This is a genomic window from Streptomyces sp. NRRL S-244 (assembly GCF_000717915.1).
Classification (GTDB): Bacteria; Actinomycetota; Actinomycetes; order Streptomycetales; family Streptomycetaceae; genus Streptomyces.
Window position 1 is genome coordinate 79,281 of sequence record NZ_JOCX01000019.1, and the last position, 22,192, is coordinate 101,472.

Below are 22,192 nucleotides of genomic sequence, written 5' to 3' on the forward strand. Positions count from 1 at the left end.
CCGATGGCCGCAATGACGCCCATCCCACCTTTACGGCCATGACCTGCCGCGCGGATAGGATCGACGGACCATGACTGCAACCCTCGTCGCCAAGAACCTCACCGCCGCGCACGGTGAGCGCACGCTCTTCGCCGATCTCGACCTCGTCGTCGCCCCCGGCGACGTCATCGGCCTCGTCGGCGTCAACGGCGCCGGAAAGTCCACCCTGCTGCGCCTGCTCGCCGGCCTGGACACGCCCGAGACCGGCGAGCTGCGGCTCTCCCCGCCCACCGCCGCCGTCGGCCACCTGCCCCAGGAGCCGGAGCGGCGCCCCGAAGAGTCCGTACGGGACTTCCTGGCCCGGCGTACGGGCGTCGCCGCCGCCCAGGCGGCGCTGGACGCGGCCACCCAGGGCCTGGTCGACGGGACCCCGGGCGCGGACGACGCGTACGCGACGACCCTGGACCAGTGGCTGAACCTCGGCGGCGCCGACCTCGACGAGCGCGCCCAGGAGGTCGCCGACGAGCTCGGGCTGGCCGTCAGTCTGGACCTGCCGATGACCGCGCTGTCCGGCGGCCAGGCGGCCCGTGCGGGCCTCGCCTCGCTGCTGCTCTCCCGCTACGACGTCTTCCTGCTCGACGAGCCGACCAACGACCTGGACCTGGAGGGTCTGGAGCGTCTGGAGCAGTTCGTGAAGGGCCTGCGCGCGGGCACTGTCGTGATCAGCCACGACCGCGAGTTCCTGACCCGGACCGTCACCAAGGTCCTCGAACTCGACCTGGCGCAGCAGCAGATCAACCTCTACGGCGGCGGCTACGACGCCTACCTGGAGGAGCGCGAGCGGGCCCGTACGCACGCCCGCGAGGAGTACGACGAGTACGCGGACAAGCGCTCGGCGCTCGAAGGCCGCGCCCAGATGCAGCGCGGCTGGATGGACAAGGGCGTCAAGAACGCCCGCCGCAAGGCCACGGACAACGACAAGATCGGCAAGAAGTTCCGCAGCGAGGCGAGCGAGAAGCAGGCCTCCAAGGCCCGCCAGACGCAGCGCGCCATCGAGCGGCTCGAAGTCGTCGACGAACCCCGCAAGGAGTGGGAGCTGCGCATGGAGATCGCGGCGGCGCCGCGCTCCGGCTCGGTCGTCGCGACCCTGAACGAGGCCTCCGTGCGGCGCGGGGACTTCTCCTTCGGCCCGGCCAGCCTGCAGATCGACTGGGCGGACCGGGTCGCGATCACCGGCGCCAACGGTGCGGGCAAGTCCACGCTCCTCGCCGTCCTCCTCGGCCGGCTGGTGCCCGACTCCGGTGCGGCCACGCTCGGTTCGGGCGTGCTGGTCGGCGAGGTGGACCAGGCGCGCGGGCTCTTCCTCGGGGACGAGCCGCTGCTGGAGGCCTTCTGCGCGGCGGTCCCGGAGACCGAGCCGGCCGAAGTACGGACCCTGCTGGCCAAGTTCGGCCTGAAGGCGGTGCACGTACTGCGTCCGGCGGCCACGCTCTCCCCCGGCGAGCGCACCCGGGCGGCCCTGGCGCTGCTCCAGGGCCGCGGGGTGAACCTGCTGGTGCTCGACGAGCCCACGAACCACCTGGACCTGCCAGCGATCGAACAGCTGGAGTCGGCCCTGGACGCGTACGAGGGCACCCTGCTGCTGGTCACCCACGACCGCCGGATGCTGGACGCGGTGCACGTGACCCGCCGCCTGGAGGTCGCGGACGGCAAGGTCACCGAGCTCTAGGGGTCGCCTACTGCCCGGCGGGCGCGCGCCGCTTGCGCGCGAGCCTGGCGGCCACGAAGCCTCGCGGCAGGTGCCGGACGGCGAGCGCGTACGCCTGGTAGCGCCGGCCGGTGATGCTCACCGGCCGGCGCAGGGCCAGGTCGCGCAGCGCCTTGGCCACCACGGCCTCGGGCTCCAGCCACACCGCCTCGCGCAGCGAGCTGACGTCCATCCCGGCGCGCGCCTGGAACTCGGTGCGGGTGAACCCCGGGACCACCGCCAGGACCCGGACCCCGTACGGGGCCATGTCCACCCGCAGGGACTCGCTGAACGCGGTGACCCAGGCCTTGGCGGCCCCGTACGTTCCGGTCGGCAGCAGCCCGGCCACCGAGGAGACGTTCACCACCGCACCCCGGCGGCGGGCGCGCAGCCCGGGCAGCATGGCGTGGGTGAGCCGCAGCGGGACCTTCACCAGCAGGTCGAGCAGCCGCTCCTCGTCCTCGACGGGGCTGTACGGGAACGGTGCGGGGAGCCCGAAGCCCGCGTTGTTGACCAGGATGTCCACGGGCCGGCCCCGGTCGGCGAGCCGCTCGGCGACGGCCGTGCAGTCCGCCGGGTCCAGCAGATCGGCGGGCAGCACCTCGCTGGCCGTGCCGAACTCCCGGCCGAGCTCCCGGGCCACGGCTTCGAGGCGGTCCTTGTCGCGGGCGACCAGGACCAGCTCGCAGCCCTTGGCCGCGAAGCCGCGTGCGAAGGCGGCGCCGAGTCCGGCACTGGCCCCGGTGATCAGAACGGTGGTCAAGAGAGGGTCACTTCCTTACGGGGTGTGCGGGCGCTGCGGGGTGAAGTCCGTGGTCGACGGCGATCCGTAGGCCTGGGCCACGTCGACCAGGAACCGGGCCTCGTCGTCGAGGTCGCCGCCCTCGGCGGAGGTCTGCATCGCGGCGGGCAGCTCCCAGGCCGTGTCCTCCCCCGGCTGCCCGGGCCGTCCGGCGAGCTTCGCCTGCCGCGCCTCCTTCAGTACGCAGGCCAGCGCGGCCGCGGTGCGCCGCTGCTCGGGGATCCCGTGTCCGGTGACATGGGTGCGGGCGAGCTCCGGGACGCCCGGGGCGACGTACTCGCCGAGGATCAGGATCGCGTCGCGGGTCTCGATCACCTTGCGGTACACCAGCAGGTTGCGCGGAACGGGCGGCCACAGAAGCTCCACGACCCGGCCGGCCCGCGGCTTGGTCAGGGCGACGTGCGGGACGGCCTGGACCAGGTCGTGCCAGAGCGGCCACAGCCGCCAGGCGGTGGCGATGTCGGCGCTCGTGCGGCGCAGCGTGAACAGGGTGGGCACGAGGATCGCGGCGGCCCGCAGCAGTCCGTGCAGGTTCATCATCAGCGGCAGGGCGGGCACCGCCCAGGTGCTGGCGAACAGGGCCTTGAGCAGGTACGCGAACCAGAACAGGCCGGCGAGCGCGGTGCCGAGGCCGAACAGCCGCAGCCCGGCGGCCAGTCCCCGGCTCTCGGTGCGGCGGCTGTAGCGCCAGCAGAGGGAGACGCAGGTGACGTTGGCGAGGAGGTGCGCGGAGATCTGGAACAGCCAGTACGCGAGGGAGGGCACCGGATCGCCCTGCGCCGGGATGGTGTGCGCGGTGTGCGCGGGGGCGGCCGTGTCCAGCACCACGAGGGTGGTCAGCCAGGCCACCGTGCCCACCCAGGAGGCGAGTTGGAGGGCCCGGCCGCGGGTGGCGGCGGCCACGAAGTAGAGCACGGTGCCCGCGGACAGCACGCCGATCAGGTTGCGGACGAGGCCGACGGCGTGCGCGTAGTCCGGATCGCGCATCGCGTACGCGATGACGTCCGGGAGGTTCAGGGTCATCGCGGCGGCGGCGGTGGCGACGGCGAGCCACAGCCCGCGCTGCTGCGGGGAGCGCAGGGCGGCCGGGGCGCGCAGCAGGACCGCGATCCAGAGACAGACGACGCTGGGCACGGCGAGCGAGTCGCCGAAGGCGGTGAGGTCAGCGGCGTCCATGGCTCCCCCGCCCGTAGCCCATGGCGGATTCCAGCCAGGCGAGGGTGCCGCGGGATGCCGCGGCCGACTGCGGGCAGGGGCCCGTGGTGCGGATGCGGATCATGCTGGCCAGCATTTCCGCCTCCCGCTCCTGGCTGGTGGTGTAGTTGGTGCGTCCGAGGACGACCGGGACCTGCCCGTCGTTGTCCTCGGCCTCCAGGGAGTTGTGGCCGAACAGGATGTGCCCGAGCTCGTGGAGCACGATGTGCTCGCGGTGCAGCGCGGTGGTCTGGGCCTCGTAGAAGACGAAGTCGACGCTGTCGGTGCCCACCCACAGCCCGCAGACCCCGGATTCCGCCGCCTCCTTGGGGAGCGGGTGGAGGTGGATGGGGCGGCCCCGCTGCTCGGCGATCCGGTTGCACAGCCCTTCGATGGAGAAGGGATGTGTCAGATCCAGATGGCCGAGAATCTTCTCGCACCGTTTACGGAGGCTGGGTTGCGAGTGGGGCATGTGATCCCTCTTCGGACCCTTTCGCGGGCAGCGTCGGTAGGCGTGCGTGGGCGTGGGCATGGCGTCCTGTGCCTTCAAGGCGGCCTCTGGGAGTGGGGTCCTGAGGGGAGAAACGGAAGCCCGCTCGCCACTCGGCGAACGGGCGTTCCACCATGCCTACAGATCTTGTACGGGAGTTCGCAAGGTGTGTGCCCAGGTGGGGTGCCTATTCGGCCATCCCCGGACCGTCCCTGCGGACCCACCCTTCTCAGCGCTTGCGGCGCTCCTCGGGGGCCCCGGTGAGGCCGGCCCGGCGCAGGGCGTCGGCCATCGCGCTGTTGGCCGGGGCCGGGGCGCCGCTGCCGCCCTGGCGCTGTCCTCCCTGGCGCTGGCCGCCGCCACCCTGCCCCCGGCCCTGACCGCCCTGGCCCTGGCCGCCTTGACGCTGGCCCTGGCCGCCCTGGCCGCCCTGGCCGCCCTGGCCGCCTTGACCGCCGCCGCGCTGCTGCGGGGGACGGCCACCGCCGCGCCGCTCCTGCCGGTCCTGGCGGTCCTGGCGGTCCTCGCGCTGCCGGGGAGCGCCGCCCGCCGGGCGGTCGGCCTCGTCCTCCAGCCGCAGCGTCAGCGAGATCCGCTTGCGCGGGATGTCCACGTCCAGGACCTTCACACGGACGATGTCGCCCGGCTTGACCACGTCCCGCGGGTCCTTGACGAAGTTCTTCGACAGCGCCGAGACGTGGGCCAGCCCGTCCTGGTGGACGCCGATGTCGATGAAGGCGCCGAACGCGGCCACGTTCGTGACCACGCCCTCCAGGATCATCCCGGGCGCCAGGTCGCCGATCTTCTCGACGCCCTCCTTGAAGGTGGCCGTCTTGAACGCGGGCCGCGGGTCGCGGCCCGGCTTCTCCAGCTCGCGCAGGATGTCCGTCACGGTCGGCAGGCCGAAGGCCTCGGTGACGAACTGCTCCGGCCGCAGCGAGCGCAGCACGCCGGTGTTGCCGATGAGCGCCGCCACGTCGCTGCCGGCCGTCTTGGCCATGCCCCGGACCAGCGGGTACGACTCGGGGTGCACGCTGGAAAAGTCCAGGGGGTCGTCCCCGCCGCGGATCCGCAGGAAGCCCGCGCACTGCTCGTACGCCTTCGGGCCGAGCCGCGCCACGTCCTTGAGCGCCTTGCGGCTGCGGAAGGGGCCGTTGTTGTCACGGTGGGCCACGATGTTCTCGGCGAGCCCGCCGCTGATGCCCGACACCCGCGAGAGCAGCGGGGCGGAGGCGGTGTTGACGTCCACGCCGACGCCGTTCACGCAGTCCTCGACCACCGCGTCGAGCGAGCGCGAGAGCTTCACCTCGGAGAGGTCGTGCTGGTACTGGCCGACGCCGATCGACTTGGGGTCGATCTTGACGAGCTCGGCGAGCGGGTCCTGGAGGCGGCGGGCGATGGACACCGCGCCGCGCAGCGACACGTCCATGTCCGGGAGTTCCTGCGAGGCGAACGCGGAGGCCGAGTACACGGAGGCGCCCGCCTCGGACACCATCACCTTGGTGAGCTTCAGCTCGGGGTGGCGGGTGATCAGGTCCCCGGCGAGCTTGTCGGTCTCGCGCGAGGCCGTGCCGTTGCCGATGGCGACCAGCTCGACCGCGTGCTCCTTGGCGAGTCGGGCCAGCTTGGCGAGGGCCTCGTCCCACTTGTTGGCGGGCACGTGCGGGTAGATCACGTCCGTGGCCACGACCTTGCCGGTGGCGTCCACGACGGCGACCTTCACCCCGGTGCGGAAGCCCGGGTCGAGGCCGAGCGTGGCCCGGGTGCCGGCCGGGGCGGCGAGCAGCAGGTCGCGCAGGTTGGCGGCGAAGACCCGTACGGCCTCGTCCTCGGCCGCGGCGCGCAGCCGCATCCGCAGGTCGATGCCGAGGTGCACCTGGATCTTCGTACGCCAGGCCCAGCGGACGGTGTCGGCCAGCCACTTGTCGCCGGGACGGCCGCGGTCGGCAACGCCGAAGCGGCGCGCGACCATGCCCTCGTACGTGGACGGGCCGGGGGCGGCCGCGTCCTCGGGGGCCTCGGGCTCCAGGGTGAGGTCGAGGACGTCCTCCTTCTCGCCGCGCAGCATGGCGAGGACGCGGTGCGAGGGCAGCGCGGTGAAGGGCTCGGCGAAGTCGAAGTAGTCGGCGAACTTGGCGCCCGCCTCCTCCTTGCCCTCGCGGACCTTCGCGGAGAGCCGGCCGCGGCCCCACATGCGCTCGCGCAGCTCGCCGATCAGGTCGGCGTCCTCACCGAAGCGCTCGGTCAGGATGGCGCGCGCGCCCTCCAGGGCGGCGGCCGGATCGGCGACGCCCTTGTCGGCGTCGACGAACGCGGCCGCGGCGGCGGCCGGTTCCACCGTCGGGTCGGCCAGCAGGCCGTCGGCGAGCGGCTCCAGGCCGGCCTCACGGGCGATCTGCGCCTTGGTGCGCCGCTTGGGCTTGAACGGGAGGTAGATGTCCTCCAGCCGGGCCTTGGTGTCGGCCGCGTTGATCCGGGCCTCCAGCTCGGCGTCGAGCTTGCCCTGCTCCCGTACGGAGTCCAGGATCGCCGCGCGCCGGTCCTCCAGCTCGCGCAGATACCGCAGCCGCTCCTCGAGGGTGCGCAGCTGGGCGTCGTCGAGCATCTCGGTCGCTTCCTTGCGGTAGCGCGCGATGAACGGCACGGTGGAGCCGCCGTCGAGCAGCTCGACGGCGGCCTTGACCTGCCGCTCCCGTACGCCGAGCTCCTCGGCGATCCTGCCTTCGATGGACATCGTCACGATCGGGTCCCGCCTGCCTTCGTTTGCACTGGAAGGCTGCCAATTGTGGCAGGTGGCGGTGACGGCGGCCGGGAGCCCCGCGCCCGGTCCTGCGCCCGGCCCCGTCAGGCCTTGCCGAAGGCGTCCGCGGGGAAGGCGCCGGCGGTGACGGCCTTGACGACGAGTCCGCCGCCCAGCTCGGCCAGCCGGGCCAGGCCTTCGGCGCCGAGGTGCTCGTACGGGGCCGCGTCGAGGCGGTCGGTGTCGGCTTCGAGGCGCTCGCGTACGGCCGCGCCCTCCTCGGTGAGCTCGCCGTCGGCGTCGAGGAGCCCGCGCTCGCGCAGCCGGTCGGCGGCGGCGTCGAGGTCGGACTGCTCCCAGCCGCGGATGGCCTTGATCCACTTCGGGGTCATGCCACGGCCGGTGGCGGTGTGGCTGACCAGGGCCTCCAGCGGGTCGAGTCCGGCGAGCAGCAGGGCGGCGAGGTGGCCGTCGCCGCGGTGTTCGCGCAGCAGGGTGGTGGCGTACCAGAGGCGCAGGTGCGGCTCCTCGGGTACGGGGAGGTCGGCGTGGGCCGCGTAGAGGGGCCGGGCGTGCCGGGTGCAGCCCTCGGTGGCGCGCAGGGCGAGGTCGGCGGTCTCGGCGAGCTCGGGGGATTCGATCGCCTCCGTGCCGAGCAGCCGGCGCAGGGTGCTGTCGGCGGCGCGCAGCCGGGCGTCCAGGGCCTGTTCGGGGGTGATGGTGTCCCAGACGGCGGGCAGGTGCCGGGCGACGAAGTCGTGGCGGTAGTTGTAGAAGGTGGCGGTGACCGTGCCGGGCCCGACGGCGCCCATGGCGGCGGACCGGGAGGCGAGGTTCACGGCGGGCCGCTCGGTGACCCCGAGGGCGGCGAACTCCTTGCCCAGGTCGGGAGAGAAGTAGATGGTCGCGTGCAGCGGGTTGATCGCAGCATGCCAACAGTGACGGGCGGCGCGCGGAGGAATCGTCATGCCCGCCAGATTACCGACCGCTCAGTATGTCGGGTAGACCAAGTCCCGGCCGCCATGCATATGATCGAGCCGAAAACCAACGGGGAGGCGTGAACATGTCAGGAGACAGCGGCCAGGCGGCGGACCTTCAGGTCGGCATGCGCTTGAACCACGTGCCGGTCGAACCGAGCGGACCGACGGCTCCGGCCGGACCGGCGGGACCGGCCGCCCCGGGCAACCCGAAGGGCCCGATAGGCCCGTTCGTGCCGGGCGGCTCCGGGGACTTCGCTTCGACGCCGGCGCAGAAGAAGGCCGCGGCGAACACGATCGAGACCGAGCTGGAGCCCAACACCAAGAAGGCGGCGGAGTACGCGGACGCCGACACCGGAACCGCCCAGAAGGGCTTCGACGGCTGGGAGACGGCCGCCGGCCTGAAGAAGGTGGCGGACACCTGGGACCAGCAGGTGAAGACCCTGATGGGCCGTCTGGCGGCGGAGAAGACCAGCCTGCGCGGCGCGTCGGGCCTCTTCACCGGCAACGACACCGGCATCGGCAACCAGTTCCTGGCGACCAACTCGAAGCTGAACGGCCTGTAGGGGGCGTCCGGCATCCGGTTTCCGGCCTTCTTCCGCGGTCCCCACGGCGGAGGAAGGCCGTTCGCGTACCCGAACGCGGCTCTTCGGGGCGGTGGGCCACCGGTCCGGCCCCCGGCCTGTGACGGCCGAATGGCGATCGTGTGACACCGGCGGCCATGGACATGACGTAGGGGGGCGGGCGTGAATACGGTCGGACGACAAGCCGTTGAACAGAACTGTCTCCCTACCGCTTGGAGCTCTTCGTGCACCGCAAAGTCATCGCCCCCAGCGTGCTCGCCGCCTCCCTCCTGCTGGTGATCCCGGCCTCGGCGGCGAGTTCGGTCCAAGGGGCCCCGGGTATCGGCGATCCCTACTACCCGGCCAGCGGCAACAGCGGATACGACGTGTCCCACTACGACCTGCGCCTGCAGTACCAGCCGAAGACGGACCTGCTGGAGGGCACCGCCACCCTCCTGACCACCGCCAAGCAGGACCTCTCCCGCTTCAACCTGGACTTCGGCCTGAAGGTCGGCGAGATCCGGGTCAACGGCGCCAAGGCGAAGTTCACCACCTCCGGGGAGCACGAGCTGGAGGTGACCCCCGCCCAGCCGCTGAAGAAGGACACCCCGGCGACGGTCGTCGTCAAGTACGCCGGAAAGCCCTCGGAGTTCAAGATCGACGGCTGGTCGGCCTGGCAGCGCACCCCGGACGGCGGCGTCGCCGCGCAGGAGCCCGACTCGGCCGTCTGGTGGTTCCCGAGCAACGACCACCCGCTCGACAAGGCCACCTTCGACGTCTCGGTCAACGTCCCCGACGGCACCCAGGCCATCAGCAACGGCGTGCTCCAGTCGCAGAGTTCCCGGCTCGGCTGGACCCGGTACAACTGGCGCTCGAACAAGCCGCAGGCCACGTACCTCGCCACCCTCGCCATCGGCAAGTTCGACGTCACCACCGACAAGACGGCGAGCGGTCTGCCGATCCTCAACGCCTACAGCAAGGACCTCGGCGACAACGCGGGCGCGGCGCGCGCGAGCGTGGAGCGGACCGGCGAGGTCGCCGAATGGCTGGAGGGGATCTTCGGGCCGTACCCCTTCAACGCCCTGGGGGGGTACGTGCCCAACGTGCCCTCGAGCTTCGCGCTGGAGACGCAGACCCGGCCGTTCTACAGCCCGAAGCAGTTCGCGAGCGGCGCGAACATCCAGGTGGTCGTGCACGAGCTGGCCCACCAGTGGTACGGGGACAGCGTCTCCGTCGACGGCTGGAAGGACATCTGGATCAACGAGGGCTTCGCCCGCTACAGCCAGTGGCTGTGGTCGGAGAAGGAGGGCGAGGGCACCGCGCAGGAGCTCGCCGACTGGGCGTACGGGCAGCGCCCGGCGGACGACCCGTTCTGGCAGGTCAAGCCGGGTGACCCGGGCCCGGACAACCAGTTCCACGGGGCCGTGTACGACCGCGGCGCGATCGCCCTGCAGGCGCTGCGCAACGAGGTCGGCGACGAGAAGTTCTTCAAGATCCTCAAGGGCTGGCCGACCGAGCGGGCCTACGGGAACGCCAAGGTCGGGGACTTCGTCCGGTACGCGGAGAAGGTCTCGAACAAGCCGCTGGCGCAGCTGTTCGAGACCTGGCTGTACACCCCGGGCAAGCCGGCCTTCGCCCCGCCGGCCGCCGCGGCCCCGACCGCCCGGTCCCTCAAGGCCCCCGCCGCGAAGCCGGTGGAGCCGAAGTCCTGGAAGAAGATCGCCGAGACGAACACGATCCACGAGCACTGAGTCGCGTAGCGCGTAGCCGTAGCGCGTACGAGGCTCCGCGCGCCGGCGCCCCTCAGGGGGTGCCGGCGCGCCACCGCGCCCGGGCCGCGCGCGCGATGGGCAGGTACCGCAGGCGCTCCGGCAGCAGCGGTACGAGGAGCCGTACGGCCGTGCTGAGCCGCCGGAGCCTGCGCTCCTGGGCCGGGCTCCACTCCAGCCCGATCGCGGCGCGGGCCTCGGGCGGCATGTACCCGACGGTGACGAAGGCCCGGAAGCGCAGGAACGCCGCCCGCAGCACCGGCCAGGTGAGCCGCAGCAGCAGCCGCACCGGCAGGGAGCCACCCTCGGGCCGTGGCAGCGGCACGTCGGTGGCGATCAGCTCGCGGGCGACCTTGGTCGGCTCGATCTCCTCGGCCAGCATCCGGCGGTAGTAGACCCAGTACTCCTCGATGCTCTGGGGCATGTCCCGGTCGCGTATGCCGAGGATCCGGCCCACCTGGAGCCACTCCCGGTACAGCTGCCGCTCCTGCGCGGGGGTGAAGCGGCGCAGCAGGTACCGCCCGGCGTAGAGGTAGATCGGGAAGCCGGTGGCGTGCACCCAGGAGTAGCAGGCGGGGTCGAGGGAGTGGTAGCGCCGCCCCCGGGTGTCGATGCCCTGGATCTCCTTGTGCAGGCGGCGCACCCGGCGGCCCTCCTCGGCGGCCTCCGCCCCGCCGTACACCCACAGCTGGACGGAGCGCAGGGAGCGCTCGCCGCGCCCCCAGGGGTCGGTGCGGAAGACCGAGTGCTCGTCGACCCCGGCGCCGATCGCGGGGTGGGCGACCTGCATGGTGAAGGCGGCGGGCAGCATCAGCAGGGCCCGGATGTCGCCGGAGATGGTCCAGAGCACCCCGCCGGGGGCCGGCGGCTCGGGATCGGGGCGGCGCGCGGCCGTCGGTCCGGGTGCGGGGAGCTCTGTTTCGTTCATGGTTCCAGTATGCGAGTGCCAGACGTCCGCTCCCGGACAGAAAGTCTTGTCACGGGTGTTACCCAGAGGTAACCGCGGCTGCTTGGATGACGGAGTCGATCTCCCCCCTGCAGGAATGATGGAGACCTCATGCTGCACACCAAGCTCAGCCGCAACCGTGCCGCCGCCACGGCCGTTGCGGCGATCGCCGTCGGCGCACTGGCCGCCACCGGTGCGCCGGCCGCCTCGGCCGCGGAGAGCGCCGCTGCCCCGCGGCTCAGCGTCCTCACGTACAACACGTTCCTGATGAGCAAGAACCTCTACCCCAACTGGGGCCAGGACCACCGGGCTTCGGAGATCCCCAAGGCGTCCTTCTTCCAGGGCCACGACGTGGTCGTGCTCCAGGAGGCCTTCGACAACGGCGCCTCGGACGCGCTGAAGTCCAACGCCTCGGCGCAGTACCCGTACCAGACCCCGATCGTCGGCCGCAGCAAGAGCGGCTGGGACGCCACGGGCGGCGCGTACTCCTCGACCACCCCCGAGGACGGCGGCGTCACGATCCTCAGCAAGTGGCCGATCGTCCGCAAGGAGCAGGTCGTCTACAAGGACGCCTGCGGCGCCGACTGGTGGTCCAACAAGGGCTTCGCGTACGTCGTGCTGAACGTGAACGGCACCAAGGTCCACGTGGTCGGCACCCACGCCCAGTCCACCGACCCGGGCTGTGGCTCCGGCGAGGCGGCTGCCATGCGCGCCCTCCAGTTCAAGGCGATAGACGCCTTCCTGGACGGCAAGAACATCCCGGCGAACGAGCAGGTCATCGTGACCGGCGACATGAACGTCGACTCCCGCTCCCCCGAGTTCGCGTCCATGCTGGCCAACGCCGACCTGGCGAACTCCGACTCGCGCACGGGCCACCCGTACTCGTTCGACACGGCGCTGAACTCCATCGCGAACTACCGCTACCCGACGGACCCGCGCGAGGACCTGGACTACGTCCTCTACCGCAAGGGCAACGCCCGCCCGGCGGGCTGGGAGAACAACGTGGTCAAGGAGGAGTCGGCGCCCTGGACGGTCTCCAGCTGGGGCACCTCGTACACGTACACCAACCTCTCCGACCACTACCCCCTGATCGGCCGCTAGTCCGCACTCCCCGGGTGCCGCCGTACGACGGCACCCGGGGCCGTGCCCGCGAGTCGCACGTCTCCCTCGCCATGGTGAAGAACATCGAGCGCGGCGTACGTGAAGGCCTTCTCGCTGCGCGTCTTGCCGACTCCCAGTCAGCGCGCGCAAGAGCGCCGCACCCAGGGAGCGTCACCCGGGGGGGTCCGTAACTCGCTGCAAATGATGGGCAATTCATGCGCGGGAGCGCCGGTCAGGCCGATGGCGAGTTGCTGGGAGGGGCTTGCCGAGGGAATATATCGGGAGAGGAGCGAAGTCGACGGCCGCACCTCGGAGGCCGGGATCGTCACAGCACGGAACTCGACGGTGCTCACGAGCTGACGGGCGCCGGGCGCCTCGGCTGTCAACCGCAGCATCCCCCTTGCGCATCTTCCTCACACGCCACGTCCCATTTCTACGTGCTGCGGGAGAGGAACTGGGAGAGTTTGATGACGAACATCAAATTTGAGACTGGCTGTCGAGATGGGGACCAGGGAATTCGACGCCCTTGGAAATCCTGGCGGTTTTCTCAACTTCGGGCACGTCGTTCAAAATCCACCGCCCGCAGAGGAGGACGTCTGGAAAATCACCATCTTCGATGACTACCTTTTCGGCACCCTCTTCCGGAGTCATGTCCCGGGCCACGAAGGAAAATTCGAACTGCACTTCGCCTTGCCGAGCCCGTGATTCCGACTGTGGCGGTTAGAATTCTTGCCTGACCAAGGCACAGTTACCGTGCAGCAAGGCGAAGTGTGGGACCTGGAGGACATGGACCGACAAAGTTCTTCCCTGACGTCAGAATCCGAGGAAAGGCCCTAGTCGGCCTGCGCGCGTTGCCATTCCGTCGCGTACTCCTGGAAGATCTCCCTCAAGTGGTGGCCGACCTTGAGGTAGTCCAGGTCGTCGAGGTTGGCCAGGGAGACCCGGACCGACCACTGCGGGCCGTCGAAGCCGCCGCCGTTCAGCAGTACCACCGAGGTCTGTTCCGCGAGGCGGAGCAGGGGGTCGACGGGCTCGTAGTTCTTCTCCAGGAACTCCGCGAACTCCTTGCCGTGGACCCGTTCCGCCTCGGCCAGCAGGTCGAGTTCCACGTAGTAGCCGGCCCGCCGGTCGTCGTCGGAGATCTTCATCTGCGCGCCCTCCAGCAGGAGGTCGAGGCGCCGGCGGACGATCCCGCGGATGCGCTCCTTGTACGCCTGGCCCTCCTCCAGCAGGTCGAACAGCGAGAAGAGCACCATCAGCGCCTGCTGCGGCGGGGAGAGCCCCGCCGTGTGGTTGAGCGCCACCGAGCGGGAGTCCGCGACCATCCGGTCGATGAACCGGATCCGCGCCGGTTCCAGGCAGAGCGAGCCGTACCGCCGGGCGAGCCGCTCCTTCTCCTCCCCCGGGAGCTCCGCGATCATCTCGTCGACGACGTTGTCGTCGTGCAGGCCGATGACGCCGAGCCGCCAGCCGGTCGCCCCGTAGTGCTTGGAGTACGAGTACACCAGCAGCGTGTTGCGGGGCAGTTCGGCGGCGAGCGAGCGGAAGCCGGGCACGAACGTGCCGTACACGTCGTCGGTGACGATCAGCAGGCGCTGGTTGGCGGTGGTCACGATCTCCTTGATCTGCCCCGCCACCCGGTCGCTCAGCGCGAGCGAGGGCGGGTTGCTCGGATTGACCAGGCAGACCAGTTTGACCTCCGGGTCGGCCAGCTTGGCGACCTCCTCCGGCGGGTAGCGCCACTGGCGCACGCCGGTCTCGGCGAACAGGCTCGCGCTGACCTCGACCACCTCGAACTCGAAGGTGTCGAGCCCGGGGATCTCGACGTACGGGGCGAACACCGGGGTCATCAGGGCGATCTTGTCGCCCTTGTGGAGGATCCCGTTCTGGACGAGCGAGTCGAAGACGTAGCACATCGCGGCCGTGCCGCCCTCGGTGGCGAACAGCGACAGGCGGTCCACGGCCGGCCGTTCGCCGAAGATCTCGAAGTCGACGTAGCCCCGGACGATCTGCTCGGCGTGCACCAGCATCCGGTCCGGCACGGGGTAGTTGTCGCCGATCACGGCGTCGGCCAGCTCGTGCACGAGGGCGTCCTCGTCGAACCCCCACCGCGACAGGGCGTACGCGACGCACGCGGAGAGCAGCTCGGTGCCGGGCAGCTGCGGGTGGCGGCGGATCCACGCGTCGAACCGCTTCCCGATCCCGCGGCGCTCCGGCATCCCGCCGAGGTGGTCGGCGGTCCACACGCGGCGGGACTCGTCGAGGGCGAAGTAGCCGAGGGCGTGGAAGGCCTCGCGGGGGCCGGTGGCGATCCAGTTGGGGTTGCCGCGGCCCGCGTTCAGCATGGCGCGGGCGGTGGTGTCCTTCTGGCCCGGCCGGTCGGCCTGGGCCGCCTGGGCGAGCTGGATGAACCTGTCCTTCAGCTCGAACGGGCTGAGCCGTGCGAGGGACTGGATCTCCTCGCGGCTGAAACGGGTCTCCGGCATCTTCCCAGCCTCGTCCGGCGGGCGCCCGCGCGCCCACCGGACGGGGCCATCCGGGCTACTGCGCCCCGGCCCGGTGGTGCGGTTCCTCGTACGGGTCGGCGTACAGCGCGTCGATGAGGGCGCCGTACTTCTCCCGGACCACCCGGCGGCGCAGCTTCAGCGACGGGGTGAGCTCCCCGGACGCGGGGCCCCACTCCTGTGTCAGCAGCCGGTACCGCTTGATCTGCTCGGTCCGGTTGAGCCGGGCGTTGGCCGCGGCGACCGCCGCGGCGATCTCCTCCCGTACGGCCGGGTGCTCCGCGAGCGCGGCGAGCGGGCCGGCCTCGATGCCGCGGGCCGCCGCCCACGCCGGGGCCACCTCCCCGTCCAGCACCAGCAGGGCGACGAGGTAGGAGCGGCCGTCGCCGTGCACCAGGGCCTGGCCGATCAGCGGATGCTCCTTGACGGTGTTCTCCACCAGGGCCGGCGAGACGTTCTTGCCGTTCGAGGTGATGATGAGTTCCTTCTTGCGGTCGGTCAGCCAGAGGAACCCGTCCTCGTCGAGCCGGCCGACGTCCCCGGTCGGGAACCAGCCCTCGGCGTCGTGCGCGCTCTCCACGGACCCGTCGGGCCGCAGGTAGCCGGCGAAGACGGTCGCGCCCCGCGTGAGGATCTCCCCGTCCTCGGCGAGCCGCAGCTCCAGCCCCTCGATCGGCCGCCCCACCGAGCCCAGCCGGAAGCCGTCCGGGCTGTTGATCGTGCACACGCCCGAGGTCTCGGTGAGCCCCCAGGCGTCCATGATGGTGATCCCCCAGCCCGCCCAGAACCTGACCACGTCGATCGGCATGGGCGCGGTGGCGCTGGCCGTCCATTCCAGCCGGTCCAGCCCCGCCAGGCCCAGCAGCGGGTCCAGCACCTGCTCCTTCGCCCGGGCGTACGAGGCTTCGAGCGCGGCCGGGATCCGCTCGCCGCGCTCCCGGTGGCCGGCCCGGGCGCGGGCGAGGTCGTTCGCGGCCTCGATGGACTCCCGCTGCGCTGCCGGAAGCTGCGCCAGCACGGCCCGTACGGCCGCGGCGAGCTTCTCCCAGACCCGGGGCACCCCGAAGAACTGCACCGGGTGCAGCTCTCGTACGGCGGCCCCCACGGCGGTCGGGTCGGCGACGAGCCGGACGTGCGCGGCGCGCAGCAGCGGCAGGTAGATGCCGAGGATCCGCTCGGCGATGTGCGCGAAAGGCAGGTAGCAGATGTGCTCGGCGTGCTCGGGCAGCTCCGTGCGCCCGTCGATGCGGACGGCCTGGAGCATGATGTTGCGGTGGGTCAGCCGCACGCCCTTGGGGTCGCCGGTGGTGCCGGAGGTGTAGACGACGGTCAGCGGGTCCTCGGGGCGGATCTCCCGCCAGGCCTTCTCGAAGTCGTCGGGGCGGTGCGTACGGGCGCCGCTCGCGTGCAGGGAGCCGTACGTACGGTGCGGACCGGCCTCGGCGGCCTCGGCCACGACCAGCCGCTCCAGCGGCACCCGGGCGTCGGCGAGCAGCGGTTCCCAGCGGGCGAGCTCGCCGGCGCCTTCGAGGACGGCGACCCGGGCCCGGCTGTGCCGGGCGATGTGGGCGATCTGCTCGGGCGCGGAGGTCCCGTAGACGGTGACGGGGACGGCGCCGAGGTGGACGAGGGCGAGGTCGGTCAGCCAGTGCTCGGGGCGGTTGCCCATCATGATCAGGACGTGTTCGCCGCGTTCTATGCCGAGGGCGGCGTATCCGGAGGCGAGGACGGCGACCTTGCGGCGGACCTCGGTCCAGTCGAGGGTCGTCCAGCCGTCGTCCTCCCGCCAGGAGAGGGCGGGGAGATCGCCGTACTCGGCGGCGTTGCGCGCCAGCAGGGCGGGGATCGTGAGCTCTTCGGGTCGTCCGGGCAGTCGCAGTTTCATGGTCATGGGCAGCTCCTGGCCGTTTCACATCGTTGGTGCGACAGCAATACTGTTGAACCCAAGCTGTGGAGCAGAGAGCGAGGCGCAGACGATGGCCGACCAGGCACCCGAGCCGATGCTCACCGTCGACGAGCTGGCGGCCAGGGCGGGCGTCACCGTGCGCACCGTTCGTTTCTACAGCACGCGCGGGCTTTTGCCCCCTCCCGTGATCGGCCCTCGTCGGGTGGGGCACTACGGGCCGGAACACCTGTCCCGGCTGGCGCTGATCGAGGAACTCCAGCACCAGGGCATGACGTTGTCGGCCATCGAGCGCTATCTGGACGCGCTGCCCGACGACCTGAGCGCGCACGACCTGGCGATCCACCGCGCGATGGTGTCCAGTTGGGCTCCGGACGCGCCGCAGGAGGTGTCGCGGGAGGAGCTGGAGAAGCGGGCGGGGCGGAGCCTGTCGAACGCCGACGTCCGGCGGCTGACGGCGATGAACGTGCTGGCGCCGGCCGGGGAGGGCTTCCGGGTGGACGTGGGGCTGCTGCGGCTGGGGGTCGCGCTGCTGGACGTGCCGATCGCGCACGAGACGATCCTGGTGGCGCGCAAGGTGCTGCTGGAGCACGCGCGGACGGCGGCGCACGAGCTGACGGCGCTCTTCCGCGACGAGGTGTGGGGGCCGTTCACGCGCGGCGAGAGCGATCCGGAGCGGGTGGAGTCGATGAAGGCGCTGTCCGCGCACATGCAGCCGATGGTGGTGCAGGCGCTGGTGACCGCGTTCCAGCGGTCGCTGAAGGAGGAACTGCGGGCGGCGTTCGTCTCGGAGTCCGCCGACTCCGAGTGAACGCCGCCCGCGGCGGGTGCTGCGGGTACTTCGGGTACTACTGGTGCTACGGGGGTCAGTCGGCGTACGTCTCGCCGCGCTCGGCCTTCGCGACGAGCGAGGCCGGCGGGGTGAAGCGCTCGCCGTACTGGTCGGCCAGCTCGCGGGAGCGGGCGACGAAGCCCGCCAGGCCGCCCTCGTAGCCGTTGATGTACTGGATCACGCCGCCGGTCCAGGCCGGGAAGCCGATGCCCATGATGGAGCCGATGTTGGCGTCGGCGATCGAGGTCAGGACGCCCTCGTCGAGGCAGCGGACGGTGTCCAGGGCCTCGGAGAACAGCATCCGCTCCTTCATGTCCTCGAACGGGATGTCCGCGTCCGGCTTCGCGAAGTGCTCGCGCAGGCCCGGCCAGATGCCGGTGCGCTTGCCGCTCTCGTCGTACTCGTAGAAGCCGGCCCCGCCGCTGCGCCCGGGGCGGCCGAACTCGTCGACCATCCGGTCGATGACCATGTCCGCGGGGTGCGCGGTCCACGAGCGGCCCTCGGCCTCGAAGGCCTTGCGGGTCTCGTTGCGGATCTTGCGCGGGAGGGTGAGGGTCAGCTCGTCCATCAGGGAGAGCACCTTGGCCGGGTAGCCGGCCTGGGCCGCGGCCTGCTCGACGGAGGCGGGCTCCACGCCCTCTCCGACCATCGCCACGCCCTCGTTGATGAACTGGCCGATGACGCGCGAGGTGAAGAAGCCGCGCGAGTCGTTGACGACGATCGGGGTCTTGTTGATCTGCCGTACGAGGTCGAAGGCGCGGGCGATGGCCTCGTCGCCGGTGCGCCCGCCCTTGATGATCTCCACGAGCGGCATCTTGTCGACGGGCGAGAAGAAGTGCAGTCCGATGAAGTCCTCGGGGCGCGAAACCCCTTCCGCGAGGCCCGTGATGGGCAGCGTGGAGGTGTTGGAGCAGAGCAGCGCGTCGGGGGCGATGACGTCCTGGATCTCCTGGAACACCTTGTGCTTGAGGGAGGTGTCCTCGAAGACGGCCTCGATGACGGCGTCGCAGCCGGCCAGGTCAGCCGCGTCGGCGGTCGGCGTGATCCGGGCCAGCAGCTCGGCGCGCTGGGCCTCGGTCGTACGGCCGCGGGAGACGGCCTTGTCGAGCAGCTTCTCGGAGTACGCCTTGCCCTTCGCGGCGGCCTCGGGGGTGACGTCCTTCAGCACCACCTCGATGCCCGCGCGGGCGCAGGAGTACGCGATGCCCGCGCCCATCATGCCGGCGCCGAGGACGGCGACCTTGGCGACCTTGCGGGGCTCGATGCCCTGCGGGCGGCTGCGGCCGGCGTTGACGGCCTGGAGGTCGAAGAAGAACGCCTGGATCATGTTCTTGGCGGTCTGCCCGGTGACCAGCTCGGTGAAGTAGCGGGCCTCGATGGTCAGCGCGGTCTCGAAGTCCACCTGGGCGCCCTCGACGGCGCAGGCCAGGATGTTGCGCGGGGCCGGGTACGGGGCGCCGTTCAGCTGCTTCTTCAGGTTGGCCGGGAAGGCCGGGAGGTTGGCCGCGAACTTCGGGTTCGACGGGGTGCCGCCCGGGATCCGGTAGCCGGGGACGTCCCAGGGCTGCTTCGACTCGGGGTTGGCGTCGATGAAGGCGCGGGCCTTGGCCAGCATCTCCTCGGGGGTGGCGGCCAGTTCGTGCACGAGGCCGTTGTCGAGGGCGCGCTGCGGGTTGTACTGGGTGCCCTGGAGCAGGACCTTGAGCAGCGCGTCGGCGATGCCCATGAGGCGCACCGTACGGGTGAGGCCGCCGCCGGCCGGGAGCAGGCCGAGGGTGACCTCGGGCAGGCCGATCTTGGAGCCGGGGGCGTCGAGGGCGATGCGGTGGTGGGAGGCGAGGCAGATCTCGTAACCGCCGCCGAGGGCCGCTCCGTTGATGGCGGCGACGACGGGCTTGCCGAGGGTCTCGATGCGGCGCAGCGAGTTCTTGATCGCGGTGCCGGTCTCGAAGGCGAGCTGCGCGTGCTCGGGGCGCAGCCCGATCATTTCCTTGAGGTCGCCGCCCGCGAAGAAGGTCTTCTTGGCGGAGGTGTAGATGATGCCGCGGATGGAGTCCTTCTCGGCCTCGGCGCGGTCGGCGATCGCCGCGATGGAGTCCTTGAAGGCCTGGTTCATCGTGTTGGCGGACTGGTTGGGGTCGTCGAGGGTCAGGGTGACGACGCCGGTCTCGTCCTGTTCCCAGCGGATCGTGGTGGACTCGCTCATTTTTCTCGCTGCTTCCGTGTCGGGGAGGAGGTCTGGGGGATACAGGACGCGGTTCAGAGGCGCTCGACGATGGTGGCGACGCCCATGCCGCCGCCGACGCAGAGGGTGACGAGCCCGTAGCGCTTGTCCTGGCGCTCCAGTTCGTCGATGACGGTGCCGAGCAGCATCGCGCCGGTGGCGCCGAGCGGGTGGCCGAGCGCGATGGCGCCGCCGTTGACGTTGACCTTGTCGAGGGAGACGCCCATGTCCTTGACGAAGCGCAGGACGACGCCGGCGAAGGCCTCGTTCATCTCGATCAGGTCGATGTCGTCGATGGTCAGGCCGGCCTTGGCGAGGGCCTTGCGGGTGGCCGGGGCGGGGCCGGTGAGCATGATGGTGGGCTCGGAGCCGGAGACGGCGGCCGAGACGATCCGGGCGCGCGGCGCCAGACCGCCCCGCTCGCCCGCCTCGCGGGTGCCGATCGCGACGAGCGAGGCGCCGTCGACGATGCCGGAGGAGTTGCCCGCGTGGTGCACGTGGTCGATCTTCTCGATCCAGTGGTACTTCTGCAGGGCGACGGCGTCGAAGCCGCCGAGGTCGCCGATGTCCGCGAAGGACGGCTTGAGCTTCGCGAGGGTGTCGGCGGTGGTGCCGGGGCGGACGAACTCCTCCTGGTCCAGGACGACCAGGCCGTTGCGGTCGGTGACCGGGACGACGGACTTCGCGAAGCGGCCGTCCTTGATGGCGGCGGCGGCCCGCTCCTGGGAGAGGGCGGCGTACTCGTCGACGTCGCGCCGGGAGAAGCCCTCGATGGTGGCGATGAGGTCGGCGCCGATGCCCTGCGGGACGAAGCCGGTGTCCCAGTTGGTCATGGGGTCGTTGAACCAGGCGCCGCCGTCGGAGGCCATCGGGACGCGGGACATGGACTCCACGCCGCCCGCGAGGACGAGGTCCTCCCAGCCGGAGCGGACCTTGGCGGCGGCCAGGTTGACGGCCTCCAGGCCGGAGGCACAGAAGCGGTTCTCCTGTACGCCGGCCACCGTGTCCGGGAGTCCGGCGGCGATGGCCGCGATCCGGGCGATGTCGGAGCCCTGGTCGCCGACCGGGCCGACGACGCCGAGGACGATGTCGTCGATGGTGGCGGGGTCCAGGCCGGGGTTGCGCTCGCGCAGGGCGTTGATGAGGCCGACGACCAGGTCGATCGGCTTGGTGCCGTGCAGGGCGCCGTTGGCCTTGCCGCGGCCGCGCGGCGTGCGGATCGCGTCGTATACGTACGCTTCGGTGCTCACTGGTCAAGCCTTTCGGGGAGAGGTCTAGCCGAGGAGGGAGCGGCCGATGATCTCTTTCATGATCTCGGTCGTGCCGCCGTAGATGGTCTGGATGCGGCCGTCGGTGAAGGCCCGGGCGACCCGGTATTCGCTCATGTAGCCGTACCCGCCGTGCAGTTGCAGGCAGCGGTCGGCGACCCGCTTCTGGAGCTCGGTCGCCCACCACTTGGCCATCGAGGCGTGCACGTGGTCCAGCTCGCCGTTGGAGTGGTCGACGATGCAGCGGTCCAGGAAGGTGCGGGTGACGGCGCACTCGGTGGCCATCTCCGCTATCTCGAAGCGGATGTGCTGGAGCTTGGAGAGCGGCCGCCCGAAGGCCTCGCGCTCCTTCACGTACTGGGTGGTGATCTCCAGCAGGTGCTCGGCGGCGGCGATGCCGGCCATCGCGATGCCCATCCGCTCCTGCGCGAGATTGGTCATGAGGTGGACGAAGGCCCCGTTCAGCTCGCCGAGCAGGTTCTCCTTGGGGACGCGTACGTCGTGGAAGAACAGCTCGGCGGTGTCCTGCGCCTTCTGGCCGATCTTGTCGAGGTTGCGGCCGCGTTCGAAGCCCTGCGCGCCCCGCTCGACCACGAGCAGCGACAGGCCGTGTGCGCCGCCCTCCGGGGTGGTCTTGGCGACCACGACCACCAGGTCGGCCAGGATGCCGTTGGAGATGAAGGTCTTGGAGCCGTTGAGCACCCAGTGGTCGCCCCGGTCCTCGGCGCTGGTCCGGATCCCCTGGAGGTCCGAGCCCGCGCCCGGCTCCGTCATCGCGATGGCGGTGATGGTCTCGCCGGAGCAGAACCCGGGCAGCCAGCGCCGCTTCTGCTCCTCGGTGGCGAGCGAGGTCAGGTACGGGCCGATGATGTCGTTGTGCAGGCCGATCGCGAGCCCGGCCGCGCCCGCCCGGGTGAACTCCTCGGCGATCACGGCGGCGTAGCGGAAGTCGGTGTTCCCGCCACCCCCGTACTCCTCCGGGACGGCCAGGCCCAGCAGGCCCTGCCGGCCGGCGGCCCGCCAGGCCTCGCGGCTGACGATCCCGTCCTTCTCCCACTGCTCGTAGTGCGGCAGCACCTCCTTGGTGAGGAAGGTGCGGACCGTTTCGCGGAACGCCTCGTGGTCGGCGTCGAAGATGCGGCGTTGCATCGGG

17 protein-coding genes are annotated in these 22,192 nt (G+C 71.2%); 5 read left to right on the plus strand and 12 right to left on the minus strand.

All coding sequences use genetic code 11. From position 1 onward, the window contains the following. Positions 1–70 precede the first annotated feature (70 nt). The gene (locus IF02_RS0122865; protein WP_030159811.1) at positions 71–1,708 is read left to right on the plus strand and encodes an ABC-F family ATP-binding cassette domain-containing protein; all 1,638 of its coding nucleotides are present in this window, start codon (positions 71–73) and stop codon (positions 1,706–1,708) included. A 7-nt stretch (positions 1,709–1,715) separates the two neighbouring features. Here IF02_RS0122865 and IF02_RS0122870 read toward each other — a convergent pair whose 3' ends face one another. The 5 genes from IF02_RS0122870 to IF02_RS0122890 all read right to left on the minus strand — a co-directional run bounded on the left by IF02_RS0122870 (position 1,716) and on the right by IF02_RS0122890 (position 7,920). Then, entirely contained in the window at positions 1,716–2,489 is a 774-nt protein-coding gene (locus IF02_RS0122870) for an SDR family NAD(P)-dependent oxidoreductase (protein ID WP_030159813.1), read from the minus strand. Between the two features lie 15 nt (positions 2,490–2,504). Further along, entirely contained in the window at positions 2,505–3,704 is a 1,200-nt protein-coding gene (locus IF02_RS0122875; RefSeq protein ID WP_051696458.1) for an MAB_1171c family putative transporter, read from the minus strand. After that, positions 3,691–4,194 carry a hypothetical protein gene (locus IF02_RS0122880; protein ID WP_051696459.1) on the minus strand — a complete coding sequence of 168 codons (504 nt, stop codon included), beginning with the start codon at positions 4,192–4,194 and terminating at the stop codon, positions 3,691–3,693. Before IF02_RS0122880 ends, IF02_RS0122875 begins: the two co-directional genes overlap by 14 nt. 247 nt (positions 4,195–4,441) lie before the next feature. Next, entirely contained in the window at positions 4,442–6,952 is a 2,511-nt protein-coding gene (locus IF02_RS0122885; protein ID WP_030159819.1) for a Tex family protein, read from the minus strand. Between the two features lie 104 nt (positions 6,953–7,056). Beyond that, positions 7,057–7,920 (minus strand): SCO6745 family protein, encoded by an 864-nt coding sequence (locus IF02_RS0122890; protein WP_030159821.1) that lies wholly within the window; start codon positions 7,918–7,920, stop codon positions 7,057–7,059. A 95-nt stretch (positions 7,921–8,015) separates the two neighbouring features. Here IF02_RS0122890 and IF02_RS0122895 point away from each other — a divergent pair, with 95 nt between their 5' ends. After that, a complete protein-coding gene (locus IF02_RS0122895) occupies positions 8,016–8,495 on the plus strand; it encodes a hypothetical protein (RefSeq protein ID WP_030159822.1) in 480 nt (159 codons plus the stop codon). A 242-nt stretch (positions 8,496–8,737) separates the two neighbouring features. Next, positions 8,738–10,243, plus strand: coding sequence for a M1 family metallopeptidase (locus IF02_RS0122900; RefSeq protein WP_030159824.1), 1,506 nt, complete (start codon positions 8,738–8,740; stop codon positions 10,241–10,243). A gap of 52 nt (positions 10,244–10,295) precedes the next feature. Here the strand turns inward: IF02_RS0122900 and IF02_RS0122905 are convergent, their stop codons facing one another. Next, a complete protein-coding gene (locus IF02_RS0122905) occupies positions 10,296–11,189 on the minus strand; it encodes an oxygenase MpaB family protein (RefSeq protein WP_030159826.1) in 894 nt (297 codons plus the stop codon). 129 nt (positions 11,190–11,318) lie between these two features. Here IF02_RS0122905 and sph point away from each other — a divergent pair, with 129 nt between their 5' ends. Further along, complete coding sequence (gene sph / locus IF02_RS0122910) at positions 11,319–12,308, plus strand: sphingomyelin phosphodiesterase (RefSeq protein WP_030159828.1); 990 nt, start codon at positions 11,319–11,321, stop codon at positions 12,306–12,308. A gap of 477 nt (positions 12,309–12,785) precedes the next feature. Here the strand turns inward: sph and IF02_RS34890 are convergent, their stop codons facing one another. The 3 genes from IF02_RS34890 to IF02_RS0122925 form a co-directional block, all read right to left on the minus strand. Then, the gene (locus IF02_RS34890) at positions 12,786–12,992 is read right to left on the minus strand and encodes a hypothetical protein (protein ID WP_158708542.1); all 207 of its coding nucleotides are present in this window, start codon (positions 12,990–12,992) and stop codon (positions 12,786–12,788) included. 149 nt (positions 12,993–13,141) lie between these two features. Beyond that, complete coding sequence (locus IF02_RS0122920; RefSeq protein ID WP_030159832.1) at positions 13,142–14,794, minus strand: bifunctional aspartate transaminase/aspartate 4-decarboxylase; 1,653 nt, start codon at positions 14,792–14,794, stop codon at positions 13,142–13,144. A gap of 55 nt (positions 14,795–14,849) precedes the next feature. Continuing rightward, on the minus strand, positions 14,850–16,703 hold the full coding sequence (locus tag IF02_RS0122925; protein WP_051696460.1) for an AMP-dependent synthetase/ligase: 1,854 nt from the start codon (positions 16,701–16,703) through the stop codon (positions 14,850–14,852). 85 nt (positions 16,704–16,788) lie between these two features. Between IF02_RS0122925 and IF02_RS0122930 the strand changes: the two genes are divergently transcribed. Continuing rightward, the gene (locus IF02_RS0122930) at positions 16,789–17,526 is read left to right on the plus strand and encodes a MerR family transcriptional regulator (protein WP_030159835.1); all 738 of its coding nucleotides are present in this window, start codon (positions 16,789–16,791) and stop codon (positions 17,524–17,526) included. A 55-nt stretch (positions 17,527–17,581) separates the two neighbouring features. On the opposite strand, the gene IF02_RS0122935 is transcribed toward IF02_RS0122930, so the two are convergent. The 3 genes from IF02_RS0122935 to IF02_RS0122945 are packed head-to-tail and all read right to left on the minus strand — an operon-like array spanning position 17,582 to position 22,188. Then, on the minus strand, positions 17,582–19,753 hold the full coding sequence (locus IF02_RS0122935) for a 3-hydroxyacyl-CoA dehydrogenase NAD-binding domain-containing protein (RefSeq protein WP_030159836.1): 2,172 nt from the start codon (positions 19,751–19,753) through the stop codon (positions 17,582–17,584). A 53-nt stretch (positions 19,754–19,806) separates the two neighbouring features. Further along, positions 19,807–21,021, minus strand: a complete 1,215-nt coding sequence (locus tag IF02_RS0122940; protein WP_030159837.1) for an acetyl-CoA C-acetyltransferase — start codon at positions 21,019–21,021, stop codon at positions 19,807–19,809. A 24-nt stretch (positions 21,022–21,045) separates the two neighbouring features. After that, entirely contained in the window at positions 21,046–22,188 is a 1,143-nt protein-coding gene (locus IF02_RS0122945) for an acyl-CoA dehydrogenase family protein (RefSeq protein WP_030159838.1), read from the minus strand. Between the last annotated feature and the right edge of the window lie 4 nt (positions 22,189–22,192).